This is a genomic window from Phenylobacterium sp. (genome assembly GCF_035569475.1).
Taxonomy (GTDB): domain Bacteria; phylum Pseudomonadota; class Alphaproteobacteria; order Caulobacterales; family Caulobacteraceae; genus Phenylobacterium.
This window is the reverse complement of sequence record NZ_DATMNA010000083.1, coordinates 1-25,335: the sequence shown is the minus strand read 5'-3', so window position 1 is coordinate 25,335 and position 25,335 is coordinate 1. Positions and strand designations below refer to the sequence as shown.

The following is a 25,335-nucleotide window of genomic DNA, read 5'->3' as shown; positions in this document are numbered from 1 at the left end:
AGCCATTGATCCCGACGCTGCGTAAGCCTATCGCCTGCGCCAAGCGCGCCTGCGCATCTCCGCGATACGAAAAGACCCGAGACGACCCATGCCCGACAAGCAGCTCCTTCACCTGGTGATCGGCGGCGAACTGAAGGTCCTCAACGGGCCCGCCGAGTTCCGCGACCTCAGCAAGGTCGACCTGGTGGGCGCCTATCCGAACTACACCCAGGCGCTGGCCGCCTGGCGCGCCAAGGCGCAGTCGACGGTGGACAACGCCTTGATGCGCTACTTCATCATCCACGCCCACAAGCTGCTCGACCCGGACTCGGACCACGAGCACGATCATTGACACCGCTCATCCCGGCGAAGGCCGGGACCCAGACGGGATGACTCAGCCGCGGGCTCGAACAACTCGGCGGAAATCCGGCCCGCCCCGGCGCTTTGCGATCTGGCTCCCGGCCTTCGCCGGGATGAGTGGAATTTATTACTCGCGCCGCAGCAGCTTCTCGGTCAGCGCCGACCCCACCACGCCGGCGCGGAAGTCCGCCTTCATGCCGGCCGGGTCGTAGGTCGGGCTCTCGACCCACTCCAGGAACGACATCCCGGCCGGTTCGCCCTCGGCCAGGTAGCGTTCGAAGACGTAGTCCAGCACCCCGGTCTTGCCCTGCTTCACGTGCAGGTAGCGGATGTGGAGCTGGCTGAGGGCCTCGCGGATCGGCAGGCCCTTGCGGAAATGCATGTAGAGCACGCTCATGATCCCGGCCCGGTCCGCGCCGGACTTGCAGTGGATCAGGGCCGGATAGGCGATGGTTTCGTAGAGCCGCTTGGCCCCCAGCATCTGCTCGCGGCTGGGGACCTCCCGCGAGGTGACCGTGAAATTGACCATCTCCAGGCCCAGGGCGGCGCAGGCGTCCTTCTCCAGGGCGTGGAAGCTGGCGTCGAAGCCGCCGCGCAGGTTGACGATGGTCTTGATCCCGCGCGCCTTCCAGGCGGCGAGCTGATGGGGCCAGGGCTGGTTGGTGCGCACCAGCTCGTCGGAGATCCAATGGGCGTTCTGGAAGCCCAGCCGCAGGTAGGCGTGGTCGTTCCACAGGTAGTCGGCATAGGTCCTGAAGCGCCCGCCCGGGGTGGCGAGGTCGAATCCGGGCTTGGTTGGCGCGAGCGTCATGGCGCCCTACCTAAGGGTTCCGTCGCTCCGACGGAAGCCGTCTGGACCAAGGGTCGCATTGGCGCCGCGGCGGGCCGCCGTCTTGACTCCAACCCCGCATCGGACGACCCCAGGCCTTATGAGCGCGTCCGCACCGCCCGAGCTTAGCGCCCGCGCCCTGATCGGCCGGGTGGCGCGGATCTACATGGCGCCGCGGTGGAAGGGCTGGTTGACCGCCCTGATCGCGGCCGTCGTGGTCGCCTACAGCAGCACCCAGCTCGTCAGGCTGCTGAAGCCCGCCACCGACCAGCTCATGGTGGCGCACAACACCCATGACCTGATCGTCCTGCCCCTGACCCTGGCCGCCTACGCCATCGGGCGCGCGGCGGCGGCGGTGATTCAGGCGGCGCTGATCAACCGCATAGGCAATGCGGTGGTCGGCGACGTCCAGGTCCAGCTCTTCGGCAAGATGGTGCGCGCCGACCTGGCCCGGCTGCAGACCCAGCATTCCGGCGCCTATGTTTCGTCGGTGCTCTATGACGCGGGCCTGATCCGCGAGGCGGCCACCTCCGGGGTGATCAACTACACCCAGAACCTGCTGCAGGTCGTCGGCGCGGCCTGGGTGATGCTGTCCACCGACTACACCCTGGCCGCCGTCGTGGTGGCCGCCGCGCTGCCGGCGGCCTGGATCATGCGCCAATTCGCCAAGCTGACCCGCAAGGCGGCCCGCGGCGCCATGGCCGAGACCTCCGCCCTTTCCAGCGCGATCATGGAAAGCCTCGACGGCGTCAGGGTCGTGAAGATCGAGAATCGCGAGTCCTACGAGGAAGCCCGCGTGGCCGAGGTCGTGGACCGGCGGCAGACGCACCTGGTCAAGGGCGCCAACGCCCGCGCCTTCGCGGCGCCGGCGACCGAGCTGCTGATGACCCTGATCACCACCGGCATCATCGCCTATGCGGGCTGGCGCTCGATCCACGGCCACATGACGCCGGGCGCGTTCCTCACCTTCGTCGTCTCGCTGGGCCTGGCGTCCCAATCCCTGCGCCAGCTCGCCAATCTGCAGGGCGTCTTCGCGGAGGGCATGGCGGCCGCCGGGCGGCTGTTCGTGGCGCTGGACATCGAGCCGACGGTGCGTGACCGGCCGGGCGCCCACCCGCTGCCGGCCGGCCAGGCGACCATCGCCTTCGAGGACGTAGGCTTCGCCTACAGCGCCGATGGCTCGCGGGCGCTGAGCGCGGTCACGCTCCACGCCCGTCGCGGCGAGACCGTGGCCCTGGTCGGCCCCTCGGGCGGCGGCAAGACCACGATCCTGAACCTGATCCCGCGCTTCTACGACGCCACCGAGGGGCGCGTGCTGATCGACGGCCACGACGTGCGCGACGTCACGCTCGCCTCGCTGCGCGACCAGATCGCGCTGGTCACCCAGGACCCGTTCCTGTTCGACGACAGCATCCGCGCCAACATCGCCTACGCCCATCCCGACGCCAGTCAGGCGGAGGTCGAACGCGCGGCGAGGGAGGCCGCGGCGCACGACTTCATCCTCGACCTGCCCCAGGGCTACGAAACCCAGGTCGGCGAGGCGGGAACGCGGCTCTCCGGCGGTCAGAAGCAGCGGATCGCCATCGCGCGCGCGTTCCTGAAGGACGCGCCGATCCTGCTTCTCGACGAGGCCACCAGCGCGCTGGACGCCGAGAGCGAGGCGCAGGTCCAGGCGGCGCTGAAGCGGCTTATGGCCGGGCGCACGACGATCCTGATCGCCCATCGCCTCTCGACCGTGCGCGGCGCCGACCGCATCTATGTGATCGACCGCGGCCGCATCGTGGAGACCGGCGACCATGCGGGCCTGCTGCGCCGGCGAGGCCTCTACGCCCGTCTCGCCAAGACCGCCGATCTCGAGGCGGAACCGGAAACCGCGGCTTGAAGAAGCTTCTGCGCAGCGACGCCGTCCAGAACCTGCTGGGCTGGCTGCTGGGCGCCTACATCCGCCTGATCCTGTCGACCGTGCGGTGGCGCCACGAGAACCTGGACTGCGTCGAGCCGGTGCTGGCCGGGGACGAAGGCGCGGTGGCCCTGTTCTGGCACGGGCGCATCCCGCTCTGCCTGGCGACCGCGCCGCAGTGGTGGCGAAAGCGCACCAAGGCGTTGATCTCGCCCTCCTCCGACGGCCAGTTCATCGCCACGGCGCTGGAGATGGCGGGCTTTCCCGGCATCCGCATCTCCACCGCCAAACCCGGCGATACCGCCAAGGCCCGCCAGGCGGTCGCCGCCTTCCGCGAGGCGGTGAACCATGTGGCCGAGGGCGGAGCCCTGGTGGTGACGCCGGACGGGCCGCGCGGGCCCAACGAGGTCATAGCGCCCGGCTCCCTGCAGATCGCCAAGCGCTCCAAGCAGCCGGTGTTCCTGATGGGCATCGCCGCCCATCCGGCCAAACAGTTCGACACCTGGGACAAGGTGATGTTCGCCGCCCCCTTCGGCCGGGGCGCCGTGGTCTGGGACGGCCCGCTCTACGTGCCCCCTGGCATCGACGACGCCGGCGCCGAGGCGCTGCTCGCCGAATGGTCGGCCCGCCTCTCGGCGGTCACCCGGCGCGCCGAAGCCCTGGTGGCGCGCGCCGCGGATTGATCCGGGCGCCGCGCGGTGAGACATAGACCCATGGCCCATACGCACGCCCACGGCGATCACGACCATCACGATCATGACCACCATGATCACGAGGGCCACGCGCACCACAAGGCTGGCGCGGGCGGCCATGGTCATGACCACGGCCCCAGGCACGGCCACAGCCACGCGCACGGCCACGGCCATCACCACCACGTCCCCGCCGACATGGGCCGGGTATTCGCCATCGGGGTGACGCTCAACACCCTCTTCGTGCTGGTGGAAGTCGGCGCCGGGTTCCTGTCCCACTCCATGGCGCTGCTGGCCGACGCCGGCCACAACCTCTCCGACGTACTGGCGCTGCTGATGGCCTGGGGCGCCACGGTGTTGGCCAAGCGCGCGCCCAGCAGCCGGCGGACCTACGGCCTGCGGAAGGGGACGATCCTGGCCTCGCTGGGCAATGCGGTGTTCCTGCTGCTGGCGATCGGGGCCATCGTCTCGGAATCCATTCATCGCCTGACCCTGCCGAACGTGGTCTCCACCAGGACGGTGATGATCACCGCCGCCATCGGCGTCGCGATCAACACGGTCACGGCTCTGCTCTTCATGCGCGGCGGGAAGGAAGACCTGAACGTCCGCGGCGCCTTCCTGCACATGGCCAGCGACGCGGTGATCTCGGTGGCCGTGGTGATCGGCGCGGGCGTCATCGCACTCACCGGCCTGCAGTGGATCGATCCGGCGCTCAGCCTGGGCATCGCCGCGGTCATCGTCTTCGGGACCTGGGGTCTCTTGCGGGACTCAGTGAACCTCGCGCTCGACGGCGTCCCGCGGGAGATCGACGTGACCGAGGTGCGCGCCTGGCTCGCGGCCCAGCCGGGCGTCGAGGAGATCCACGACCTGCACGTCTGGGCGATGAGCACCACCGAGACGGCGTTGACCGCCCATGTGATCCGCCCGGCCAACCTCGACGCCGACAGCTTCCTGCACGCGGCCTGCGAGGGCCTGGCGCTCAAGTTCAACATCGGCCACGCCACCCTCCAGGTGGAGACCGACAGCGAAACGGCCTGCCGGCTGGCCCCCGCCGGGGTGGTGTGAGCCGAGCCCCGCGCACGCTGCCGCTGGCGCTCTACGCCGCGGCGACCGGCCTGATGGAGCCGTGGGCGCCCAGCCTGCTCCGCCGCCGCGCCCGGGCCGGCAAGGAGGCGCCGGACCGCCTCAACGAACGCCTCGGACGCCCCCTCCTTTCGCGGCCTGGCGGCCCGCTGGTCTGGCTCCACGGGGTAAGCGTGGGGGAGAGCCTGTCGCTGCTGCCGCTGATCGCGGCCCTGCGCGCGGCGCGCCCCGACCTCAACGTCCTGGTGACCTCCGGCACGATGACCTCCGCCCAGGTGCTGGCCCAGCGGCTGCCGGTCGGCGTGATCCATCAGTTCGCCCCGGTGGACGCGCCGGGCGCGGCGGGACGGTTCCTCGACCACTGGCGGCCGGACGCCGGGCTCTTCGTGGAAAGCGAGCTCTGGCCCAACCTGATCGTGGCGGCCAGGGCGCGCGGCGTGCGCCTGGCGTTGGTCTCGGCGCGGATGACGCAAGCCAGCGCCGACGGCTGGGCCCGCGCGCCGGCCACGGCGCGGGCCCTGCTGGGCGCTTTCGACCTGGTGTTGGCGCAGGACGGCGACACCGAGGCGCGGCTCGCCGGCCTGGGCGCGACGCTTGGCCCGCGGCTGAACCTGAAGCTGGTGGGCGAGGCCCCGCCCGTCGACGCGGCGAGCGTGGCGGCCCTCAAGGCGGGGCTGGGCGGCCGCCCGGCGGTGCTGGCCGCCAGCACCCATCCGGGCGAGGAGCGGCCGATCGCCGAGGCCTTCCGTGCGGCCGTCGCGAGCGGAACGCCCGCCGTCCTGATCGTCGCCCCGCGGCATCCCGAGCGCGGCCCGGAGGTCGCGGCCGAGCTGCAGGCCATGGGCTTCGCCGTCGCCCGCCGCGCGGCCGGTGAAGCCCTGGGGCCGCGGATCAGCGCCTATGTGGTCGACACCCTGGGCGAGCTCGGCGCCTTCTACGCCACGGCCCGCGCCGTGGTGATGGGCGGCAGCTTCGTGGCGGGGATCGGCGGGCACAATCCGCTGGAGGCGGCGCGGCTGCAGGCGGCCATCGTCACCGGCCCGGAAGCCTTCAACGCCCGCGACATCTATGCGGCGATGTTCGCCGAGGCCGCCGCGATCGAGGCCGCCGACGCCGCGGCGCTCTCGCGGCACGTCGCCGGCCTGCTGGCCAACCCGACGATCGCCCGGCGGATCGGCGAGGCTGCGGCCGACTACGCGGCGCGCCAGGGCGCGGCGCTGAGCGCCGCCATGGCGCTGATAGAACCCCTGCTGGCCGCATGAAGCTCGCCACGCCACGCTGGTGGTATGAGCGCGGCGACGCCCAGCGGCGCGGCGGCATGCCCACGGTCCGCGCCCTGCTGACGCCGCTGTCCTGGATCTGGGCGGCGGTGACCGCGCGGCGGATCGCGCGGACGACGCCCGAGGATGTGGGCGTCCCGGTGATCTGCGTCGGCAACCTGACCATGGGCGGGGTCGGCAAGACCCCGGTGGTCCGCGCCCTGGCCGAGCGGCTGGCGGCCCGTGGCCTAGCCGTCCACCTGCTGTCGCGCGGCTATGGCGGGCGGCTCGAGGGGCCCGTGCGCGTCGATCCCGTCGTGCATGGCGCCGCCGACGTGGGCGACGAGCCCCTGATGCTGGCGGCCGCGTTTCCGGTCTGGGTCGCCCGCGACCGCGCCGCCGGCGCGAGGGCCGCCGCGGCCGCCGGCGCCCAGGTCATCGTCATGGACGACGGCCACCAGAACCCGTCGGTGAAGAAAGCCCTGTCGCTGGTCGTGGTGGACGGCGAGACCCGCGGCGAGGACTGGCCGTTCGGCGACGGCCGCGTGTTCCCGGCGGGGCCGATGCGCGAACCCCTGGCCGCGGGCCTGACGCGCGCCGACGCAGTGCTGGTGCTGCTGCCCGCGGACCTGGCGGCGGTCGATGCGGAGCTGGCGCGGATGCTGGCCGGCCCGCCCCTGCTCAGCGGCCACCTCCAGCCCGTCGCCCCGCCGCCCGCAGGACCGCAGGTCGGCTTCGCCGGCATCGGCAAGCCGTGGAAGGTGGCCGTCTCCCTGAAGGCGGCGGGCTGCGACCTGGCCGACTTCGCCCCTTTCCCCGACCACGCCGCCTACAGCGAGGCGACCCTGAAGGCGCTCGCCGACCGCGCCGCGGTGTTCGGCGCCGGCCTCGTGACCACCGAGAAGGACTGGGTTCGCCTGCCGCCCGCCTGGCGCGCGCGGGTCGCCGCCTGGCCGGTCAAGGCGGTGTTCGACGATCCGGCGGCGCTGGACGCCCTGCTGGCGCCCGCCGGGCTTTAGGCGACCGCGCCGGCCTTTTCCGCGAACTTCCAGCTCGCCTGGGCGAGCGACACGACGCGGTCAGCCTGCTGGGCGGCGTGCGGGCTGTTGGCGGTGCCGTCGCGGACCCGGCCCACGATGCCCTGCAGGATGCCCGCCAAGCGGAAGGCGTTGTAGCTGAAGAACCAGTTCAGGTCGTGCAGGCCGGTGCGGCCGGTCAGGCTGCAGTAGTAGTCCACGGTCTCCTCGATGGTCGGGATACCGTGAGCCTTGAGGTCCGGGATCGTCGAGATCGAACCGTTGACCCAGTTCATCAGGAGGTAGGTGAAGTCGGCCAGGGGCTCGCCCAGGGTCGAAAGCTCCCAGTCGAGCACGGCGGTGACCCTGGGCTCCGTCGGGTGGAAGATCATGTTGTCCAGGCGGTAGTCGCCGTGCACCACCGAGGTGCGCTCCTGCACCGGCAGGGTCTTGGGCAGCCACTCGATCAGCCGCTCGATCTCCGGGATGTGCTGGGTCTCAGAGGCCTTGTACTGCTTGGTCCAGCGGTCGACCTGGCGGCCCATGTAGTTGCCGGGCTTGCCGTAGTCGCCCAGGCCGATGGCCTCGTAGTCGGTGTTGTGCAGGTCGGCGAGCACCTTGATCTTGTCCATGAAGATCGCGTGGCGCTCGACCGGCTGGTACTGCGGCAGGGTCTGGTCCCAGAGGATGCGGCCCTCGACCATGTCCATGATGTAGAACCAGGTGCCGATCACCTCGTCGTCGGTGCACAGGCCATAGGTCTTGGCCACCGGGAAGCCGGTCGTCCCCAAGGCGGTGATCACCTTGTACTCGCGGTCCACCGCGTGCGCCGACGGCAAGAGCTTGCCCGGCGGTTTGCGGCGCAGGACGTATTTCTTCGTCGGCGTGATCAACTGGTAGGTCGGGTTGGACTGGCCGCCCTTGAACTGGCGCACCTCGAGCGGACCGGCATAGCCCGCCACGTTCGCCTTCATCCAGCGCTCCAGCGCCGCCTCATCGAACCTGTGGGTCTCGGCCACGGCCTTGGTGCCGGTATTGAGCTGTTCGCGCTCCTGCTCGGCGGCGTCGACCATGGCGATCCCTCGTACAGTTGTTTGAAGCCACTTTATCGGGGCCGGCGCCCTGCGAGCAAGGCGCTCAGCGCGCTACCTCAGCGGGCCAGCGCCCGCCAGCCGATGTCGGTGCGGTGGAAGCCCTGCGGCCAGTCGATGCGGGCCACCGCGCCATAGGCCCGCTCGCGCGCCTCGGCGAGGTCTTCGCCCAGGGCGCAGACGTTCAGCGCCCGGCCCGATCCGGCCAGCACGGTTCCGTCAGGTCCCGCGGTGGTCCCCGCGTGGAAGACCATGACGCCCGGGCCGAAGTCCTGGTCGAGGCCGCGGATGACGCTGCCGGCCCTGGCCGGGCCGGGATAGCCCTCCGTCGCCAGCACCACGCAGACGGCGTCCTCGTCGCGCCAGACCGGCTGCGGCATCTCGTGCAGGCGGCCGGTGGCGCAAGCCATCAGGTACGGCACGAGGTCGCTCTCCAGGCGCAGCATCAGCACCTGGCACTCGGGATCGCCGAAGCGGGCGTTGAACTCGATCAGCTTGGGGCCGTGGCGCGTGGCCATCAGCTCCACGAACAGCACGCCGCGGTAGGGCGCCCCGTCGGCGGCGATGCCCCTGAACGCCGGCTCGGCCAGCCGGGTTCGGGTCTGCTCGACCAGGTCGAGGGTGAAGACCGGCGCGGGCGAATAGGTCCCCATGCCGCCGGTATTCGGCCCCTCGTCGCCGTCGAAGGCGCGCTTATGGTCCTGGGCCCAGCCGAACAGCATGGAGGTCTTGCCGTCGCACAGCGCGAACAGCGAGCCGATCTCGCCGTCGAGATATTCCTCGATCACCACCCGGGCGCCGGCCGCGCCCAGGCCGCCGCCGAAGGCGTCGTCGATGGCGGCCTCGGCAGCCGTGCGGTCCGGCGCGATCACCACGCCCTTGCCGGCGGCCAGGCCGTCCGTCTTGACGACATAGGGCGGCGAGAAATGCGCCAGGGCGGCCTTGGCGGCCGGGGCGTCGTCGCAGATCCGATAGAGCGAGGTCGGCAGGTGGTGGCGGTCGCAGAAGGCCTTGGTGAAGGCCTTGGAGGACTCCAGCCGCCCGGCGGCGGCGCTGGGGCCGAAACAGGCGATGTCGGCGGCCGCCAGGGCGTCGGCAAGGCCGGCCTCGATCGCCACCTCCGGGCCGATGACCACCAGATCGGCGGCGATCTCCTGGGCGAGTTCGACCAGGCGGGCGACCTCGGTGGCCTTGACGTCCCGCGTCTCGGCCAGCGCCGCCATGCCGGGGTTGCCGGGCGCACAGACCAGCCGCGCCAGCAGCGGCGACTGCTTGATCTTCCAGGCGAGCGCATGCTCGCGCCCGCCGGAGCCGACCAGGAGGATGTTCATGGGCGGCCTTTCGCGCGGGCGTGGCCCGCGGTCAAGCGCGGCTCAGCCTTCCAGATCGAGGGAATAGCCGGCGGAGCGGACGGTGCGGATCGGGTCGTCGGTGTCCGAGACGCCCAGGGCCTTGCGTAGGCGCCCGATGTGCACGTCGACCGTGCGGGCCTCGACGTAGACGTCCGAGCCCCAGACGGCGTCCAGGAGCTGTTCGCGGGAGAACACCCGGCCGGGGTGCTGCATCAGGTAGTCGAGCAGGCGGAACTCGGTGGGGCCCAGATGGATCTCCTGGCCGGCGCGCTTCACCCGGTGGGCCACGCGGTCGATCAGCAGGTCGCCGCGGCGCACCCGGTCCTCCGCCAGGCCCGGTCGAATGCGGCGCAGCACCGCGCGGATGCGGGCGGTCAGCTCCGTCATCGAGAACGGCTTGACCACATAGTCGTCGGCGCCGGTGTCGAGGCCGCGCACCCGGTCGGTCTCCTCGCCGCGCGCGGTCAGCATGATGATCGGCACGTTGCGGGTCTCGTTGCGCTGGCGGAGCCGGCGGCAGACCTCGATGCCGGAGACCTTGGGCAGCATCCAGTCCAGCACCACCAGGTCGGGCAGGCGCTCGTCGACCAGCAGCAGGGCTTCTTCGCCGTCGCCGGCCAGGGCCACCTCGTAGCCCTCCTTCTGCAGGTTGTATTGCAGGAGGGTCGCGAGCGAGTCCTCGTCCTCGACCACCAGGACGTGAGGCGTCATTTGCATGTTCGTCAGGCCTGCAGGGCGTCGGTCTTGGGCCGTCCGCCGATCATCTCGGCGCCGGTGATCTGGTAGTGCACGATCTCGGCGATGTTGGTGGCGTGGTCGCCGATCCGCTCAAGGTTCTTGGCCACGAACAGCATGTGGGCGCAGGCGGTGATCGTGCGCGGGTCGCCCATCATGTAGGTGAGCAGCTCCCGGAACAGGGAGTTGTAGTGCTCGTCCACCTCGTCGTCCTGGCTCCAGACGGCGAGCGCGCGTTCCAGGTCGGAGCGGGAATAGGCGTCCAGCACGCTGGAGAGCCGGCCCAGCACCAGCTTGCCCATCCGCTCGATGGAGCGGGTCAGCGGGGTCAGCGGATCGCTCTCGATGATCACCAGGGTGCGCTTGGCGATGTTCTTGGCCAGGTCCCCACAGCGCTCGAGGTTGTTGGCCACCTTCATGGCCGCCACCGCGCGGCGCAGGTCGTCGGCCACCGGCTGGCGAAGCGCGATCAGCCGGATGGTCTTGCGCTCGATGTCGCGCTCGGCCTCGTCCAGCTTGTCGTCGCGGACCACCACCGAGGCGGCGAGCTCCTGGTTGCGCTTGACCACGCCACTGACCGCGTCGGCGACCTGCGCTTCGGTCAGGCCGCCCATCCGCACGCACTCGGCCGCGAGGCTGTTCAGCTCATCTTCGTAGGATTTGACGATGTGCTCGTTCATCCGCCTCGCCCTGGGGGCGTCTCGCCCCACGCGGTCCCTATGCTACAGTCTCATGACGCTTTGACGACGCCTTCCGGCGTGTTCGCCATGGGAAAATAGGCCGTAAACGTCGAGCCGTCGCCCTCCGCGCTGGCCACGACCAATCCGCCGCGGTGGCGGTTCATGATGTGCTTGACGATGGCGAGGCCCAGGCCGGTCCCGGAGCGGGCCCCGGTCTTCTGGCCGTCGACCCGATAGAAGCGCTCCGAAAGCCGCGGCAGGTTCTGGCGCGCGATGCCGGGGCCGAGGTCGGTGACCCGCAGCGCCGCGTAGGTCTCCTGGGACGGGTCGGGCGCCACCAGCGACAGCCGCGGCAGGCCGTCGTGGCTGGCCGCGGCCGCCAGGTCGGTGAGGCCGCTCTGCATCTCGATGCGGACCGCCGCCCCGTCCGGCGAATATTTGATGGCGTTGTCGAGCAGGTTCTGGACCACCTGGACGATCTGGTCGCGCTCGCCGCGCACCAGGGCCGCCTGCGCCGTACTGGAGCGCCAATCGAGTTTCACCCGGCGCTGCGCGCCCAGGGGCGCCGCGGCCTCGACCACCTCGCCCACCAGCACCCCGAGGTCGACCACACCGCGCGGCGGCACGTGCTCGTCCAGCTCGATGCGGCTGAGCGAGGTGAGGTCGGAGATCAGGCGCGCCATCCGGTCGGCCTGGGTCTGCATGATGCCCAGGAACTTCTCCCGCGCCGCGGCGTCGTCCTTGGCGTGGCCCCGCAGGGTCTCGATGAAGCCGGAGAGCGAGGCCAGCGGCGTTCGCAGCTCATGGCTGGCGTTGGCCAGGAAATCGACACGGGTGCGTTCGACGCGGCGCACCTCGGTCTCGTCGTGGAAGGTGAGCAGCGCCAGGCGCGCGCCGTCCCCGCCGAAGCCCAGCCAACGGGCGCGCACGCGCAGGCTGCGGGTCTGGGCGCCGGTGGTCTCGTAGACCCCTTCGGCGTCGTCCTCGTCGAACAGCGCCTTGTCGACCGCGCCCAGCACCTCCGGATCGCGCACGGCGGAGAGCAGCATGCCCTCCTCGGCCGTGATGCGCAGCAGGTCGCGGGCCGCGGCGTTGGCCAGGATGTAGCGGCGGCCGGTCAGCTCCTCGCGCTCAAAGCCGGCCACCACCAGGATGGGGTCCGGCAGGGCGTCGATCACCGTCGCATAGAGCTGCGAGGCGGGCATCGAGGCCGAGAGGGGATCGAGCATGGACAGCGGCGAATCTCCGTTCCTCTAGGTCAGTCTAGCATCGCCAATCGTGTGTCAGGTCGGTGACAGTTGCGCCGATCGCCTGCCGGCGAGGCGCGGGAACTTGAGCTCGGGCGTCGCCGTTGAACCGGCTCAGCAGGGGCGAGCGCTTGTCAAACCTTGTCGCCAACACCGTGGGGACCGCCGCCGCGCTGTGCTCGATGAGCAGCTTCGCGCCGCAGATCGTCAAGATCTGGCGCGACCGCGACGCCGCGGAGGTGTCGCTGACCATGTACCTGGTCACGGTCGCCGGCTTTTGCCTGTGGACCGGCTATGGCCTGATCATCGCCAGTTGGCCGGTGACGGTGTCGAACCTCATCTGCCTGGCCATGGCCGCCGCGGTGCTGGCCCTGAAATGGCGGTTCAGCCGGCGCGATTGAAGGCCGGCGGCGCGCATGCTCTAGCCACACAGGGCGGGCGGCCTTAAGGCTGCGCGCGACGCGCGGGGGCGCAAGCTATTCGGGTCGAAGCATGGATGAACGTTTGGCCGCGGCGGATGCGGCGCTGAAGGCGGGCCGGGCCGACGAGGCGATCGACCTGCTGATCGCGGTGGCCACCGAGGAGCCCAACCAGCCGGCGCACATCTACCGCGTGCTGCTGACGCAGCTCTACCGCCGGGAGCGCTATGAGGAAGGCGTGGTCTGGGGCTCCGCCGGCGTGGCGCGCTACCCGCGCGACCTGGACCTCCTCAACCTGCTGGGCGTCGTCTACCGCAAGCTGAAGCGCTATCCCGAGGCGATGGCGTCGCTGGACGCGGCCGCCAAGGTCGCGCCCGGAAATCTAGCCGTGCAGGCGAACCGTGGGAACGTCCTGCTGGACATGGAAGACGGCGTCCGCGCCGAGCCGGTGTTCACCAAGCTGGTTCGCGGCGACCCGCGCAACGCCGAGTTCATCCGCCAGCTCGGCCGCTCGCTCGTCAAGCAGGGCAAGCTCGCCGCCGCCAAGAGCCGGTTCAAACAGGCGCTGGCGCTACAGAAGACCCTGATCGACGCCTGGCTGGACATCATCGCCGTCGCCAACGAGGAGCAGAACGCGGAAGAGGCCGAGGCCCTGCTCGAAAAGGCCCTGGCGGCCAACCCCGATCACCAAAGGCTGCACGAGGTCCGGGTCATCCTGATGCGCCGCGCCCAGCAATTCCGCGCGGCCGACGCCTATCTGACCGACCTCCTCGCCCGCATGCCCGAAGCCGCCTGGGTGCACCATCAGCTTGGCGCCACCGTCGCCGACTACGCCCGCGACCGGGCCAACATGCACTTCAAGCGGGCCAGCGAACTGGCGCCGACCAACGCCGACTACCTGCTGGCGCTGATCGAGAGCCTGGAGCGCACACGCAGCGGCGACGAGGGCGGCCACATCGAGGCGGCCTATCAGTTCGTCGAGCGCGCCCTGGCGCTGAAGCCGACCAACCCCGGCCAGCTCAAGGTGCTGAACGAGATCCTGATCCGCGTTTGCGCCTTCGACGAGTTGCCCCGGCTCGGCGATTTCAAGAGCCTGGGCCGCGGCTGGGCGACGACCAACCGCCACACCGCGCTCCTGAAGCACCTGGCGCAGGTGAAGACGCTGGAGGACCGCTACGAGCTCCTCGAGCAGCACGCCATCTGGGGCCGCAAGACCGAGGCGGACGCCGCCCGGAACCCGGTGCGCCACCCGGCGCCCCGAGCGCCCGACGGCAAGATCCGGCTGGGCCTGCTGTCGTCCGACCTTCGCCAGCACCCGGTGGGCTACTTCGCCCAGCCGTTGTTCGACCAGGTCGATCCGCGGTTCGAGCTCTACTGCTATTCCTTCTACCAGGGCGAACAGCCCGACCGGCTGCAGCAGTACTTCGCGTCCAAGTCCACCGCCTTCCACTGGAACCCGGAGATCAGCACCCTAAACGCCGCCCAGATGATCGCCGACGACCAGCTCGACATGCTGATCGAATTGGGCGGCACCACGCACATGAACCGCCTGGACCTGATGGCCTATCGCGCGGCGCCCAAGCAGGCGAGCTGGATGGGCTATCCGCACTCCGCGGGCCTCTCGACGATCGACTACCTGATCACCGATCCCTACAACACGCCGCCGCGCCGCGACCTGCTGCTCGAAAAGCCGCTGATGATGCCCCACACCTGGATCGCCCTGGGCCGCGCGGTGTTCACCGACGCCCACGAGATCAAGCCCGGCCTGCCCCAGGACCGCAACGGCGTCATCACCTTTGGCACCGCCAACAACCCCCACAAGTACAACCGCGAAATGTTCGAGGTCTGGGCCCGCGTCCTGCATGAGACGCCCGGCTCGCGGTTCCTGTTCGTCCGTCCGGAAGGCAGCACCCCGACCTTCCGCCGCAACGTCTGCGCCGAGTTCGAACGCGGCGGCGTCGCCAAGGAGCGGATCGGCTTCGCCACCGTGCGCGGCGCCCACATGCCGTTCTACAACGAGATCGACATCAGCCTGGACACCTTCCCCCTGACCGGCGGCACCACGACGACGGAATCCCTTTGGATGGGCGTGCCGGTGGTCAGCCTGATCGGCGAAGCCTTCTACGAGCGGTTGAGCTACTCGCTCCTCACCAACAGCGGGCTGAAGGACCTGGCGAGCGACAATAAGGATGACTTCGTCCGCACCGCCGTGGCCCTGGCCGGCGACCGGGACCGGCGCCTGGCGCTGCGCCAGACCCTGCGCGAGCAGATCCGCTCCGGGCCCCTGGGCCAGACCGGCCAGTTCGCCCAGGATTTCTACGACCTGATCGCCAAGGCCGTGCACGCGCCGGCCTAGAGCCGGAAGTACTCGCTCATCAGGTCGTCCGGCCGCGGCCGCAGGACCAGCTCCGGACCCGCGCCGGCGAACACCATCTGGCCGCGCGGCACGTGCTTGCCGATCACGCGGACGCCCTGCGAGATCACCACGTCGTCTTCGACCACGGCGCCGGCCGCGATCGAGCTGCCGGGGTACATCACCACGCGGTTCCCGATCACCGGGATCTGGTCCTTGTGCCGGCCCACCGTCGAGTTCTGGTAGAGCACCAGATAATTCCCATAGGTCGCCTTGGCGAGCACGATGCCCAGGCTGTGGCCGATGTAGAACACCTCCGGCATGGCGATCTCGTAGAACAGGTCGATGCCGTTGAACGCCTTGTTCATCAGGAACAGCCGCGTCGGGGCCCCGGTGTCGCCGGACCGTCGCCAGATCGTATTCCCCAGGTAATACAGGAAGATGGTGTGCTGGGAGGACTGCAGGACGTTGAACTCGTCCGGCCGCCAGGGCGCGCAGGCGTTGATGCAGCGGTGCATCCGCTCCAGCGACTCGTCGAGGTGCGCGTCGACGACCGTGCGGAACACCGCCTCGCGGCCGTCGGGGACCACATGGGCGCACTGGGCCGTGATGTAGGCGAGCAGAGACTCGCGGGTATGCCCCCGAAGCTTCAAGCCTTCAGCCCCTCCAGATAGCCGCGCACCACATCCTTGACCGGCGCGGGCGTCACGCCAAGCGCCCGCAGGCGGCCGTTGTCGGCCCGCGGCGGCGGGGGCGGAGAGATGTCGCGCGTGAAGTCGACACGCCAGCCGGCCTGCAGGAACAGGTTGGCGATCTCGCCGTTGGCGGTGAGCTCGCCGCCGCCCACGTTGACGATCCCCTGGGCGGGCTTCTCCGACATGGCGATCAGGGCGGCGACCACGTCGTCCAGGTGGATGTAGTCGCGCGAGATGTGCGGACTGGACTCCAGGTGCAGCTCGCGGGTCCGCGCCGCCTGGATCAGCCATTCGGAGAGGAAGCCCGGCGCCTCGGGTTCCCAGTCGTAGACATTGGCCAGGCGCGCGACGGCGCCCCTCCCCTCCGTGCGGGCCAGGGTGAGGTTCTCGCCCAGGGCCTTGGAGAGGTCGTAGACGCGGCGCGGGTCCGTGGGGTCGAACAGCAACGGCGCGGTCTCGTCCAGCTCCGCCGCCGCCTGGCCGTCGTAGAGCCGGGTCGAGGACAGGTAGATGAGCTGCTCGAAGCGGCCAGCCTGGACCAGTTCGCTGACCAGGGTCGCGTGGGCCTCGACCGTGTCGAACGGCCTAAGGTCGTAGTCGGCGGTGAGGCCCGCGCAGTAGAACACCACCCCCATGTCGCGGCCGAACAGCGACTTGTCGCCCTTGGCGGGGGCATAGACGTCCCAGCCCTCGGCGGTGAGCCGGGCCTGCAGCCGGCGGCCGACGAAGCCGGTCGCGCCCAGGATGGTGGCGAGGCCCGTCACGCCGCCTAGAGGCCTCCGACCGGGTGGTGCAGCTTGGGGTCCTTGTGCCGCAGGAGCTTCGGCGAGACGTCGCGGACGATGCGATACTCAGGCGTGTCGAACACCTTGGGATCTTTCACCGCCACCATGTTGAAGCCATGCGGCGGGCCCTCGAGATAGATAGCGCCGGCCGGGATCAGCTCGATGGGCTTGCCGGCCAGATCGTAGTTCGAATTGAAGTCGCGCAGCGCGAAGAGGTGGTAGCCGTGGCCGGTCAGCAGGCGCGCGATCTCCGTCGCCTCCAGGCCGTTCGACCAGTCGACGTAGTGGCGGTGCACCTCGAAGAGGATGTCCGGCGCCTGGCCGGCCGGCATCGCCAGGAAGGGTTCGGCGCCCTTCAACGCGCCCAGCTCCGCGCCCTCGATGTCGACCACGATCAGGTCGAGCCGGTCGACGCCGGCGGCCTTCAGATAGTCGGCGATGGTCACCGTCTTGAAGCCGTCCTCGGCGTCGGCCTCGGCCACCTCGACGCTGGCGAAGCTGTCGTAGCCCACCAGCTTGAGGTTGGTGCTCGAGTCCGACCACAGGCCCTCTGGACGCGGGCGGATGTTGGTCAGGCCGTTCAGCTCGGCGTTGCGGGCCAGCATGCCGCGCTGCTGGTTGTTGGGCTCGAAGGCGTGGACGACGCCGCCGCGCGGGGCGATCTCGCGGGCGATCAGCACCGCGTGGTCGCCGAAGTAGGCGCCGCCGACCACCACCTGCTTCGCGCGCTTGGCGAGGTTGACCAGGATGCGGCTGGTCTGCGGCTCCCAGGCGTGGTCGGGCGTCTCGGGCGTCGACATCACGAAGTCGCGGGCGATCTTCGAGCGATAGAGGAATTCGAAGGTGACGCCGGTCGACAGCGTCTTGCGGATCACCTGGTCGTCCTCGAACAGGGCGTCCACCAGCGGGCCGGTGATCTCCTCGCGCACGTCGACGCCGGGCGCGTCGATCGCGCCCTCGAAGGCGATGAGCTCGCGGATGAAGGCTGCCCGCCAAGCCTCGTCTCCTGCGATGCGTTCCAGCGCGATCAGCGCCTTGTCCTGAGCCATGAATGCGAACCTATTCCTTGAAAGCGCGGTGTATCTAGCAGATCGCTCCGGCAATCTCAGCCTCAGTGATCGGAAGATCTCGGGTGGTCGGGATAGCCCGCGTCGCGCTCGGAGATGAGCGCCGGCGCGGCGGGCCAGGCGATGGCGAAGCCCGGGTCGTTCCAGCGCACGCCGGCCTCGTGGCCGGGCCGGAAGGCGGGGCTGATCTGGTAGAGAACGTCGGTGTCGGGTTCGAGCGTCAGGAAGCCGTGGGCGACGCCTTCGGGGATCAGCAGGGCGCGCGCGTTGTCGGCGGACAGCTCCGCGGCCGTCCAGCGCCCGAAGGTCGGACTGTCGCGGCGCAGGTCCAGCGCCACGTCGAACATCCGTCCACGGATAGCCCGCACCAGCTTGGTCTCGCCGTAGGGCGTAGGCTGATAGTGCATGCCCCGCAGCGTGCCCAGGCGCGGGTTGCGCGACAGGCTGGTCTGGACCGGCGTGAAGGGATGGCCCGCGGCGGCGAACTCCTCCGGGCACTGAAGACGCGCGAAAGCGCCGCGGGCGTCCTCGTGCGGCGCGATGTCGACCACGACCACGCCCCCGATCGAGGTGGGCGTAAACCGCATCAGGGCAGGACCCGCGTCTCCGGCGAGGCGGTGACGAAGCGGCCGCCCCAGTCGCGGATGAAGGCCATCTGGCCCATGATCTCGTCCTTCAGGTTCCAGGGCAGGATCACCAGATCGTCGGGCCGCACCTCGCGCACCTGGGCCGGGCTGAGGATCGGCAGGTGACTGCCGGGCAGGAACCGGCCCTGCTTCGCCGGGCTGGCGTCGAACACCGCCTCGATATCGTTCGAGGTCGTACGGCAATAGTTGAGGAAGGTGTTGCCCTTGGCCGCCGCGCCATAGGCGGCGATCCGCCGCCCGCCGGCCTTTTCCGCGGCGAGGAAGGCGCGGAAGCTGTCGCGCACGGCTTCCACCCGCGGCGCGAACCCTGCGTAGCTGTCGATGCGGTCCAGGCCGGCGGCGTGCTCCTCCTCCCGCAGGGCGACGAGGGCGTCGCTCTCCTCGTGGCCGGAGCCCATGTGGCAGCAGAACAGTCGCAGCGAGCCGCCGTGGGTGGTCAATCGTTCGACATCGAACGGCCTGAGTCCGTTGGCGCGCAGCACCTGCTCCACCGCCAGCAGCGACAGGTAGGAGTAGTGCTCATGATAGATCGTGTCGAACTGGACCTTCTCGATCAGGTTCAACAGGTGCGGGAACTCGAAGGTCAGCACACCCTCGTCCTTCAGCACCTCCCGGAACCCGGCCACGAAGTCGGCGATGTCGGGCACGTGGGCCAGGACGTTGTTGGCGGCCATCAGATCCGCCCGGTCGCCGCGCGAGGCCAGCAGCGCGCCGGTCTGCTCGCCGAAGAACATCACCTCGGTGGGAACCCCGCGGGCGATGGCGGCCTGGGCGGTGTTGGCCGTGGGCTCCACGCCCAGCACCGGAATGTCCAGCTCGACGAAGTGCTGCAGCAGGTAGCCGTCGTTGCTGGCCACCTCGACGACCAGCGACTCCGGGCCCAGGCCGAAGCGCTCGGTCATGGCCGCAGCGTAGCGCTTGGCGTGCTCCACCCAGCTCGTCGAGTAGGAGGAGAAGTAGGCGTAGCCGTCGTCGAAGATCGCGTCGGCCGGCACGGCGTCGTCGGCCTGCACCAGGAAGCAGCTGTGGCAGACCCGCACGTGCAGCGGATAGGACGCCTCCGTCCCCGCGGCGAGCTGGTCGGCGGTGAGATAGCTGTTGGCCAGGGGCTGGTCGCCCAGGTCCAGGAAGGTGTGGACGAGCGGAGTCCGGCAGAAGCGGCAAAGGGGCGTGGTCATGCGCAGCCTTGGTAAGACCGGATCTGGTCCCGGCACAAGACCAGGGCGTCCTCGCCGTTCGCCTGGCGGCGATACCAGTCCATGGTGAGCGCGACGGCGGCCGGCGCGTCGAGCCGGCTCTCGAAGCCCAGAACGCGTCGGGCCAGGCCGGCGTCGATCGCCAGGGACCTGGCCTCCAGGGACCGGGGGTCGGGCTCGTGGCGCCAGGGCTGCGCGCCCAGCGCCTCGACCCCCAGGGTGGCGAGCTCGCCCACCGTCACCTCGCGCCCGCCCGGCCGGGGGCCGAAGTTCATCGCCCGCGGCGTCGAACCCTCGGTGGCGAGCGCCTGCAGATAGACGAGGTAGCCCGCCAGGCAGTCGAGCACATGCTGCCAGGGACGCGTCGCCTCCGGATGGCGCAGGACGACCGGCTGCTGGGCCCGGGCGGCGCGGACGATGTCGGCGACGATGCGGTCGGGCGAGAAGTCACCGCCGCCGATCACGTTGCCGCCGCGCGCCGTGGCGAGGGGGACGCCGGCCGGCTCGAAGTAGCTTTTGGCGAAGCTCTGGACGGCGATCTCGGTGGCGGCCTTGGAGGCGGAATAGGGATCCTTGCCGCCCAGGGCGTCTGTCTCGGAGAAGGCGCGGCCGGTCTCGGCGTTGGCGTAGACCTTGTCGGAGGTGATCGCGAGCACGGCCTGCAGGCCCGCCTGCGCGCGCAGCGCCTGCAGCAGGTGGGCCGTGCCCATGACGTTCGAGGCGAAGGTGGCCACGGGGTCGGCGATGGCGGCCCGCACGATCGGTTGGGCGGCCATGTGCAGGACAAGATCGAAGCTGCGGCCGGCGAGCGCGGCCTCCACCGCCGCGGCGTCGCGCAGGTCGACGATCAGCGAGGCCGCGCAGCCTTCGACGCCCGCCAGCTCGAACAGGCTGGGCTCCTGGTCGGGCGCCAGCGCCAGGCCAGTGACCTCCGCGCCGAGCTCGGCCAGCCAGATCGCCGCCCAGGCCCCCTTGAAGCCGGTGTGGCCGGTCAGGAGGACCCGTTTGCCGCGCCAGAAGAGCGGGTCTAGCGCCGCCACGGCGCCTCGCCGGAGGCCCACAGGGCTTCCAGATGGTTCTTGTCGCGCAGGGTGTCCATCGCCGCCCAGAAGCCGTCATGGCGGTAGGCCATCAGCTGGTTGTCGTGCGCCAGGGTCTCCAGAGGCTCGACCTCGAAGCTGGTCGCATCGTCCGCGATTCGGTCCAGGACCTTGGGCTGCAGGACAAAGAAGCCGCCGTTGATCAGGCCGTTGTCGCCGGGCGGCTTTTCGATGAACCGCTGGACCTGGTCGTCGCGGATCTCCAGCGCCCCATAGCGCCCGGGCGGGGAGACCGCGGTGACGGTCGCCTCGCGGCCATGGGCGCGGTGGAAGGCCGCGAGCGCGCCCAGGTCCACGTCGGCCACGCCGTCGCCGTAGGTGAGGAAGAACGGCTCGTCCTTGTCGAGGTACTGCGCCACGCGCTTCACCCGCCCGCCGGTCATGGTGTCGGCCCCGGTGTCCACCAGGGTGACGCGCCAGGGTTCGTGATTGGTGGCGTGGTACTCGGTGACCCCACGGGCCAGGTCGACGGTCAGGTCGGCGTTGTGCAGCACGTAGTTGGAGAAATACTCCTTCACCACGTAGCCCTTGTAGCCGAGGCAAACGATGAAGTCGTTGAAGCCGTAGTGCGAGTAGAGCTTCATGATGTGCCACAGGATCGGCCGGCCCCCGATCTCGATCATCGGCTTGGGCTTCAGGTGGCTCTCTTCGGAGATGCGCGTGCCGAGGCCGCCCGCCAGGATCACTGTCTTCATGGTCTCAAAGCCTCTCGCCCCGCCGCCCCTCTTATCGCGTAGGCCGCGGCCTATGAAGCGCCAATCCGGCCATTAGAAGGCCTTGCAGCCTGGGGCTCGGCGGGGGATGTGGGAGAGATGGCCGAGGATCGCGTCGCCTTCATCGTCGCCGGCGTGCAGAAGGGCGGCACGACCGCCCTGTTCGACTATCTGGGCGAGGCGCCGAGCCTGGCGCTGTCGCGCGAGAAGGAAGTTCACTTCTTCGACGATGAGGCGATCGACTGGGCGCGGCCCGACTACGGCGCCTATCACGCGGCCTTCCCGCCGTCCGACGGGCGCCTGCGGGGCGAGGCGACGCCGATCTACCTCTATTGGCCGCAAAGCCTCGAGCGGATCGCCGCCTACAATCCGGCGATGAAGCTGATCGTCATGCTGCGCGATCCGGTGGAGCGGGCCTGGTCGCACTGGAAGATGGAATACGCCCGCGGCGCGGAGACTCAGCCCTTCGCCTGGTGCGTCCGTGAAGGCCGCCAGCGGCTGTTCGCGGCGGAGCCCTGGGGCGTCCACCGGGAGTTCTCCTATGTGGAGCGCGGCTTCTATGGCGAGCAGGTCGAGCGGCTCTTCGGCCTCTTCCCCCGGGAGCAGGCGCTGGTGCTGAAGGCGGAGGATCTGCGCGCGGATCCGGGCCCGGTCCTGGCCCGGGTGCGCGGCTTCCTCGGGCTTCCGCCGGGCGCGGCGCCGGCCCCGCGCGACGTGCATGTCGGCCGCGAGATGGACTACGGCTCGCAACTCACGGCCGAGGACGTGGCGCACCTGCGCGCCGTCTACGCCCGCGACGCGGCGCGGCTCGCCGACCTCACGGGCCTGCGGTTCGGGTGAGGCCATAGTTTGGTCGCCACGGGCCGCGAGGCTTGCGGCGAACCCTCGCCGCAGAAGAGGCCCCATGCGCCTGACGCCACTCGCCGCGCTCGCCGTCGCAGCCCTCGCCACGCCCTGGGCGGCCGCGCGAGGGGCGCCCGACGATGCGCCGAAGCTCGTCCTGCCGCTCGCCTGCGAGATCGGCCGCAGTTGCGAGGTGCAGAACTATGTCGACCGCGACCCCGGCCCCGCCGCGCTCGACTTCCACTGCGGCCACCGCACCTATCAGGCCCACAACGGCACCGATTTCCGGGTGAGCGACATGGCCGCGCAACGGGCCGGCGTGGACGTGCTGGCGGCGGCGGCGGGCACGGTGGAGCGCCTGCGCGACGGCGAGCCCGACATCTCGATCCGCGCGCCCGGCGCCCCGTCGATCGCGGGGCGCGAATGCGGCAACGGGGTGGTGATCGCGCACGGCGGCGGGTGGGAAACCCAGTATTGCCACCTGGCCCGCGGCAGCCTGCTCGTGAGGCCCGGCGATGCGGTGAAGGCGGGGCAGGCCATCGCCCGCGTGGGCCTCTCCGGCGACACCGAGTTCCCGCACCTGCACCTGACGGTGCTGCACGCGGGCCAGGCCGTGGACCCCTTCGCGCCGGGCCCGGTCTCCGCGCCGGCCTGTGCGCCGCAGGCCGGGATGTGGGCCGAGGCGACCGCCCGCGAACTTGGCTACAAGCGGGGCGCAGTGCTGAACGCGGGCTTCGAGACGTCGGTGGGCGGCATGGACGCGGTGGAGGCCGGCGCGCTTCCAGCCCCCAGTGCGTCATCCGACGCCATCGTGGCCTATGCGCGGCTCATCGGGCTGGAGGCCGGGGACGTCGTCGAGCTGCGGTTGCTGGGGCCGGACGGCGCGGTCCTGGCCGCGGCGACCCAGCCGCCGCTCGACCACGACAAGGCCCAATGGCTGAGCCAGGTAGGCCGCAAGCGCCCGGCCGCCGGCTGGCCCCACGGCGTCTATGTGGGCGAGCTGCTGGTCCGCCGGGCCGGCGCGGCGGCGATCAGCCGCCGGTGGCAGACCACGCTCTGAGGGCGTCAGGCGGTCTTGATGAACAGGCCCTGGCCGGTGGGCAGCGCCAGGATCTGCTGCAGGCCGCGGTCGGCGAACCAGCGGTTTTCCGCGTCATGCTGCGCCTTGGCCGACAGCCAGCAGTAGTCATCGAAGACGATCACACCGCCGGGCGAGATTCGGTCATAGAGCGCATCGAGCGCGGCGATCTCCGCGGTGGAGTTGTTCAGGTCCACGTGGAGGAAAGCGATGCGTTCAGGCGACACCTCGCCCAGAACTTCGGGCACGCGGCCCTTGATCACCTGGATGTTCGGGAAGGCCGCGAATCGCTCCTGGACCTCCTCGAAGCTGAACGTGCCGGCCCCGTAGGTCGCCTTGTTGCTCGCCGCCCAGCCGGGATCGAGCTGGTCGTCCGGAATGCCCTCGAAGGTGTCGTACAGGAACCAGCGCTTGTCCCAGCCGGCGAACTCCAGGTACTCGGCCACGAAGATCGTCGTGTGGCCCTTGAAGACCCCGAGCTCCACGAAGTCCCCTTCGACCGCGCGGCCCTGCTTGACCGCCCAGAGGACTGTCTGAAGGTTCCAGTGCCAGTTGGCGAGGGGCAGCAGGTGGGCGTGCTTGCCGGCGAGGGCGTTGAAGCGGTCATCATCGAGGAAGGGCAGCGTCTTTTGCCATGTCGCCAGACCTTCACCGATGAAGACGTTCTGGCCGATGGCTTCGAGGCTTTGCAGGATGTCGTGGAGCTGGACTCGGCGGCGATGGTTGGCGGTGGCCAGGCCCAGGCGGACCAGGATGGTTTGACGCTGCCTGGGCGTCGCGCGCCTGAGGGCGACGAGATAGAGGTTCGCCGCCGTCGGGATGTCGCCGGCGCGCATCAGGCCATCGCCCATGTGCATCAGGTGCATCGCCGACGTATCCTTGATGGTCACATCGCTCAAGGCTTGAAACTCCCGCGACCGGCCGCGTGGCCGGGTTGAACGATACGTGATCGGCGAGCTGCTTCCCTAGCACAGCTGGTCGCGATAGGGTCAATGGTCAGCCTAGCTCTCCATGGCTGTGTCGCTTTGGCCGGGTGGCGGATCGCAGGATCTGCCGCTCGGCCTTCGCGTTTCTGGGCCATGGCGCCTGAGCAAGCGAGCTCGGCGCGGCCGGCCAGCGGCCTTCACCCACACCAAGCGCGCCGCGACAGCCCCCATCGTCGGGGCCCGCGGCCGGCGGCGATGGGTGTCTTCAGCAGGCGCCCAAAAAGAAAGGGGCCGCCCCGAAGGGCGGCCCCTGACCTCGTGTCGTCTAAGCCGGAGCCTAGATGATGTTCGAGAAGTCGATATCGGCGAGCGATTTGCCCACCAGCACGACCGCGGTGTCGGCGGCCGTGATGCTGTGGTCGTTGTTGGTGTCGGCGAACACCACCACGTCCGTGCCGATCTGCACCGCCACGTACTTGCCGCTGGTGCCCAGGTGAGCGTTCGCCTGAGCCGTCGCGTCGGTGAAGTCCGTTCCCGTCGTTTCGGTGTAGTTCAGGGTCGTACCCGCCGCCATCGTGGCGCCGGTGGTGTCGTTGAAGTGCAGGAAGTTGGTCGGCGCCGCCGTGGTGCCGCCGTTCCAATCCCTGATCTGGTCGAGCGTGCCCGCGACGGCGTTCGAGTCGCCGGCGCCCGCGCTGTTGAACACGAACAGGTCGCCGCCGCCGCCGCCGAAGAGGACGTCAGTCCCCGTGCCGCCGGTGATGGTGTCGTTGCCCGTGCTGCCGTGGATCGTGTCGTTACCGGCGCCGCCGCTGAGGATGTCCTTACCGGCCACCGCGGAGATGCTGTCGGAGCCCGCACCGCCGATCAGGGTGTCGTTACCCGTCCCGCCGATGATGGTCTGGGCGCTCGCCGCACCGCCAGCGTTGACGCTGTCGTTGCCGTCCCCGGTGTTGATGAGGTCCTTGCCGTGACCAGCCCCGACCGAAACCACGTCGTTGCCGGCGCCGCCCGTGACCGTATCGGAGGAGGCCGTGGTGCCGCCGCTGAGCGTGAAGCTGTCGTTGCCGTTGCCGCCGTCGAGGACGTTCTTGCCGCCCGCGTCGGTGATCTGGTCGTTCCCGTCGCCACCGGTGATGGTGTCGTCGCCGGTGCCGCCAGCGATCGTGTCGTTACCGGTGCCGCCATCGATGTTGTCATCGCCGGCCGCCGCGGTCGCGTTGATCGAGTCGTCGCCGTCTTCACCCTTGATCGTCAGGTTGCCGGTGCCGGCGCCCGCCGAGATGGTGTCGT

The 25,335-nt window shown here is 70.2% G+C and carries 25 protein-coding genes; 10 read left to right on the top strand and 15 right to left on the bottom strand.

The window, feature by feature from the left end; translation table 11 throughout:
* The first annotated feature begins 88 nt into the window (after positions 1-88).
* Complete coding sequence (locus tag VNW53_RS12615) at positions 89-331, top strand: DUF4170 domain-containing protein (protein ID WP_325556023.1); 243 nt, start codon at positions 89-91, stop codon at positions 329-331.
* Positions 332-466: 135 nt separating this feature from the next.
* Here the strand turns inward: VNW53_RS12615 and VNW53_RS12610 are convergent, their stop codons facing one another.
* Positions 467-1,150, bottom strand: coding sequence for a fused DSP-PTPase phosphatase/NAD kinase-like protein (locus tag VNW53_RS12610; RefSeq protein ID WP_325556022.1), 684 nt, complete (start codon positions 1,148-1,150; stop codon positions 467-469).
* Positions 1,151-1,268: 118 nt separating this feature from the next.
* Between VNW53_RS12610 and VNW53_RS12605 the strand changes: the two genes are divergently transcribed.
* The 5 genes from VNW53_RS12605 to lpxK are packed head-to-tail and all read left to right on the top strand — an operon-like array spanning position 1,269 to position 7,118.
* A complete protein-coding gene (locus tag VNW53_RS12605) occupies positions 1,269-3,050 on the top strand; it encodes an ABC transporter ATP-binding protein (RefSeq protein WP_325556021.1) in 1,782 nt (593 codons plus the stop codon).
* On the top strand, positions 3,047-3,751 hold the full coding sequence (locus VNW53_RS12600; RefSeq protein ID WP_325556020.1) for a lysophospholipid acyltransferase family protein: 705 nt from the start codon (positions 3,047-3,049) through the stop codon (positions 3,749-3,751). The genes VNW53_RS12605 and VNW53_RS12600 overlap by 4 nt, the downstream gene beginning before the upstream one ends.
* 30 nt (positions 3,752-3,781) lie before the next feature.
* On the top strand, positions 3,782-4,822 hold the full coding sequence (locus VNW53_RS12595; RefSeq protein ID WP_325556019.1) for a cation diffusion facilitator family transporter: 1,041 nt from the start codon (positions 3,782-3,784) through the stop codon (positions 4,820-4,822).
* Positions 4,819-6,102 carry a 3-deoxy-D-manno-octulosonic acid transferase gene (locus VNW53_RS12590; protein WP_325556018.1) on the top strand — a complete coding sequence of 428 codons (1,284 nt, stop codon included), beginning with the start codon at positions 4,819-4,821 and terminating at the stop codon, positions 6,100-6,102. The genes VNW53_RS12595 and VNW53_RS12590 overlap by 4 nt, the downstream gene beginning before the upstream one ends.
* Positions 6,099-7,118, top strand: coding sequence for a tetraacyldisaccharide 4'-kinase (gene lpxK / locus VNW53_RS12585; protein ID WP_325556017.1), 1,020 nt, complete (start codon positions 6,099-6,101; stop codon positions 7,116-7,118). Before VNW53_RS12590 ends, lpxK begins: the two co-directional genes overlap by 4 nt.
* Here the strand turns inward: lpxK and VNW53_RS12580 are convergent.
* The 5 genes from VNW53_RS12580 to VNW53_RS12560 all read right to left on the bottom strand — a co-directional run bounded on the left by VNW53_RS12580 (position 7,115) and on the right by VNW53_RS12560 (position 12,202).
* Positions 7,115-8,188 (bottom strand): phosphotransferase, encoded by a 1,074-nt coding sequence (locus VNW53_RS12580; protein ID WP_325556016.1) that lies wholly within the window; start codon positions 8,186-8,188, stop codon positions 7,115-7,117. The two genes, lpxK and VNW53_RS12580, sit on opposite strands and share 4 nt — an antisense overlap.
* Positions 8,189-8,265: 77 nt before the next feature.
* Complete coding sequence (purD, locus tag VNW53_RS12575) at positions 8,266-9,537, bottom strand: phosphoribosylamine--glycine ligase (protein ID WP_325556015.1); 1,272 nt, start codon at positions 9,535-9,537, stop codon at positions 8,266-8,268.
* Between the two features lie 42 nt (positions 9,538-9,579).
* The gene (gene phoB, locus VNW53_RS12570; RefSeq protein WP_325556033.1) at positions 9,580-10,269 is read right to left on the bottom strand and encodes a phosphate regulon transcriptional regulator PhoB; all 690 of its coding nucleotides are present in this window, start codon (positions 10,267-10,269) and stop codon (positions 9,580-9,582) included.
* An 11-nt stretch (positions 10,270-10,280) separates the two neighbouring features.
* Entirely contained in the window at positions 10,281-10,973 is a 693-nt protein-coding gene (phoU, locus tag VNW53_RS12565; RefSeq protein ID WP_325556014.1) for a phosphate signaling complex protein PhoU, read from the bottom strand.
* A 50-nt stretch (positions 10,974-11,023) separates the two neighbouring features.
* Positions 11,024-12,202: an ATP-binding protein gene (locus VNW53_RS12560; protein ID WP_325556013.1), complete on the bottom strand. Its 1,179-nt coding sequence runs from the start codon at positions 12,200-12,202 to the stop codon at positions 11,024-11,026.
* Between the two features lie 149 nt (positions 12,203-12,351).
* Between VNW53_RS12560 and VNW53_RS12555 the strand changes: the two genes are divergently transcribed.
* Both VNW53_RS12555 and VNW53_RS12550 read left to right on the top strand, forming a co-directional pair.
* Positions 12,352-12,621, top strand: a complete 270-nt coding sequence (locus tag VNW53_RS12555; RefSeq protein WP_325556012.1) for a SemiSWEET transporter — start codon at positions 12,352-12,354, stop codon at positions 12,619-12,621.
* Between the two features lie 91 nt (positions 12,622-12,712).
* Positions 12,713-14,995 (top strand): tetratricopeptide repeat protein, encoded by a 2,283-nt coding sequence (locus tag VNW53_RS12550; protein ID WP_325556011.1) that lies wholly within the window; start codon positions 12,713-12,715, stop codon positions 14,993-14,995.
* Here the strand turns inward: VNW53_RS12550 and VNW53_RS12545 are convergent.
* From VNW53_RS12545 to rfbF, 7 genes are all read right to left on the bottom strand, one after another.
* Positions 14,992-15,645: a hypothetical protein gene (locus tag VNW53_RS12545; RefSeq protein WP_325556009.1), complete on the bottom strand. Its 654-nt coding sequence runs from the start codon at positions 15,643-15,645 to the stop codon at positions 14,992-14,994. The two genes, VNW53_RS12550 and VNW53_RS12545, sit on opposite strands and share 4 nt — an antisense overlap.
* On the bottom strand, positions 15,642-16,451 hold the full coding sequence (locus tag VNW53_RS12540) for an SDR family oxidoreductase (protein WP_325556008.1): 810 nt from the start codon (positions 16,449-16,451) through the stop codon (positions 15,642-15,644). Before VNW53_RS12540 ends, VNW53_RS12545 begins: the two co-directional genes overlap by 4 nt.
* 5 nt (positions 16,452-16,456) lie before the next feature.
* Positions 16,457-17,521 carry an FkbM family methyltransferase gene (locus tag VNW53_RS12535; RefSeq protein ID WP_325556007.1) on the bottom strand — a complete coding sequence of 355 codons (1,065 nt, stop codon included), beginning with the start codon at positions 17,519-17,521 and terminating at the stop codon, positions 16,457-16,459.
* Positions 17,522-17,583: 62 nt separating this feature from the next.
* Positions 17,584-18,126, bottom strand: a complete 543-nt coding sequence (gene rfbC / locus VNW53_RS12530; RefSeq protein ID WP_325556006.1) for a dTDP-4-dehydrorhamnose 3,5-epimerase — start codon at positions 18,124-18,126, stop codon at positions 17,584-17,586.
* Entirely contained in the window at positions 18,126-19,364 is a 1,239-nt protein-coding gene (locus VNW53_RS12525; RefSeq protein ID WP_325556005.1) for a class I SAM-dependent methyltransferase, read from the bottom strand. The genes rfbC and VNW53_RS12525 overlap by 1 nt, the downstream gene beginning before the upstream one ends.
* A complete protein-coding gene (rfbG, locus tag VNW53_RS12520) occupies positions 19,361-20,422 on the bottom strand; it encodes a CDP-glucose 4,6-dehydratase (protein ID WP_325556004.1) in 1,062 nt (353 codons plus the stop codon). Before rfbG ends, VNW53_RS12525 begins: the two co-directional genes overlap by 4 nt.
* A complete protein-coding gene (gene rfbF / locus VNW53_RS12515) occupies positions 20,410-21,177 on the bottom strand; it encodes a glucose-1-phosphate cytidylyltransferase (RefSeq protein ID WP_325556003.1) in 768 nt (255 codons plus the stop codon). The genes rfbG and rfbF overlap by 13 nt, the downstream gene beginning before the upstream one ends.
* 117 nt (positions 21,178-21,294) lie before the next feature.
* Here rfbF and VNW53_RS12510 point away from each other — a divergent pair, with 117 nt between their 5' ends.
* Together VNW53_RS12510 and VNW53_RS12505 are read left to right on the top strand one after the other, a co-directional pair.
* Entirely contained in the window at positions 21,295-22,035 is a 741-nt protein-coding gene (locus VNW53_RS12510) for a sulfotransferase domain-containing protein (protein ID WP_325556002.1), read from the top strand.
* Positions 22,036-22,099: 64 nt separating this feature from the next.
* A complete protein-coding gene (locus VNW53_RS12505) occupies positions 22,100-23,098 on the top strand; it encodes a M23 family metallopeptidase (RefSeq protein WP_325556001.1) in 999 nt (332 codons plus the stop codon).
* Between the two features lie 5 nt (positions 23,099-23,103).
* Here the strand turns inward: VNW53_RS12505 and VNW53_RS12500 are convergent, their stop codons facing one another.
* Both VNW53_RS12500 and VNW53_RS12495 read right to left on the bottom strand, forming a co-directional pair.
* Entirely contained in the window at positions 23,104-24,006 is a 903-nt protein-coding gene (locus tag VNW53_RS12500; RefSeq protein WP_325556032.1) for a TylF/MycF/NovP-related O-methyltransferase, read from the bottom strand.
* Positions 24,007-24,379: 373 nt separating this feature from the next.
* Positions 24,380-25,335: calcium-binding protein (locus VNW53_RS12495; RefSeq protein ID WP_325556000.1), on the bottom strand; the 956-nt coding region annotated here is incomplete at its 5' end.

Excerpts from the sequence above, each read along its gene's own strand:
- VNW53_RS12615 (WP_325556023.1), top strand. The coding sequence starts at position 89 with ATGCCCGACAAGCAGCTCCTTCACCTGGTGATCGGCGGCGAACTGAAG.
- VNW53_RS12610 (WP_325556022.1), bottom strand. The coding sequence starts at position 1,150 with ATGACGCTCGCGCCAACCAAGCCCGGATTCGACCTCGCCACCCCGGGC.
- VNW53_RS12605 (WP_325556021.1), top strand. The coding sequence starts at position 1,269 with ATGAGCGCGTCCGCACCGCCCGAGCTTAGCGCCCGCGCCCTGATCGGC.
- VNW53_RS12595 (WP_325556019.1), top strand. The coding sequence starts at position 3,782 with ATGGCCCATACGCACGCCCACGGCGATCACGACCATCACGATCATGAC.
- lpxK (WP_325556017.1), top strand. The coding sequence starts at position 6,099 with ATGAAGCTCGCCACGCCACGCTGGTGGTATGAGCGCGGCGACGCCCAG.
- VNW53_RS12580 (WP_325556016.1), bottom strand. The coding sequence starts at position 8,188 with ATGGTCGACGCCGCCGAGCAGGAGCGCGAACAGCTCAATACCGGCACC.
- purD (WP_325556015.1), bottom strand. The coding sequence starts at position 9,537 with ATGAACATCCTCCTGGTCGGCTCCGGCGGGCGCGAGCATGCGCTCGCC.
- phoB (WP_325556033.1), bottom strand. The coding sequence starts at position 10,269 with ATGACGCCTCACGTCCTGGTGGTCGAGGACGAGGACTCGCTCGCGACC.
- phoU (WP_325556014.1), bottom strand. The coding sequence starts at position 10,973 with ATGAACGAGCACATCGTCAAATCCTACGAAGATGAGCTGAACAGCCTC.
- VNW53_RS12560 (WP_325556013.1), bottom strand. The coding sequence starts at position 12,202 with ATGCTCGATCCCCTCTCGGCCTCGATGCCCGCCTCGCAGCTCTATGCG.
- VNW53_RS12550 (WP_325556011.1), top strand. The coding sequence starts at position 12,713 with ATGGATGAACGTTTGGCCGCGGCGGATGCGGCGCTGAAGGCGGGCCGG.
- VNW53_RS12535 (WP_325556007.1), bottom strand. The coding sequence starts at position 17,521 with ATGGCTCAGGACAAGGCGCTGATCGCGCTGGAACGCATCGCAGGAGAC.
- rfbC (WP_325556006.1), bottom strand. The coding sequence starts at position 18,126 with ATGCGGTTTACGCCCACCTCGATCGGGGGCGTGGTCGTGGTCGACATC.
- VNW53_RS12525 (WP_325556005.1), bottom strand. The coding sequence starts at position 19,364 with ATGACCACGCCCCTTTGCCGCTTCTGCCGGACTCCGCTCGTCCACACC.
- rfbF (WP_325556003.1), bottom strand. The coding sequence starts at position 21,177 with ATGAAGACAGTGATCCTGGCGGGCGGCCTCGGCACGCGCATCTCCGAA.
- VNW53_RS12510 (WP_325556002.1), top strand. The coding sequence starts at position 21,295 with ATGGCCGAGGATCGCGTCGCCTTCATCGTCGCCGGCGTGCAGAAGGGC.
- VNW53_RS12505 (WP_325556001.1), top strand. The coding sequence starts at position 22,100 with ATGCGCCTGACGCCACTCGCCGCGCTCGCCGTCGCAGCCCTCGCCACG.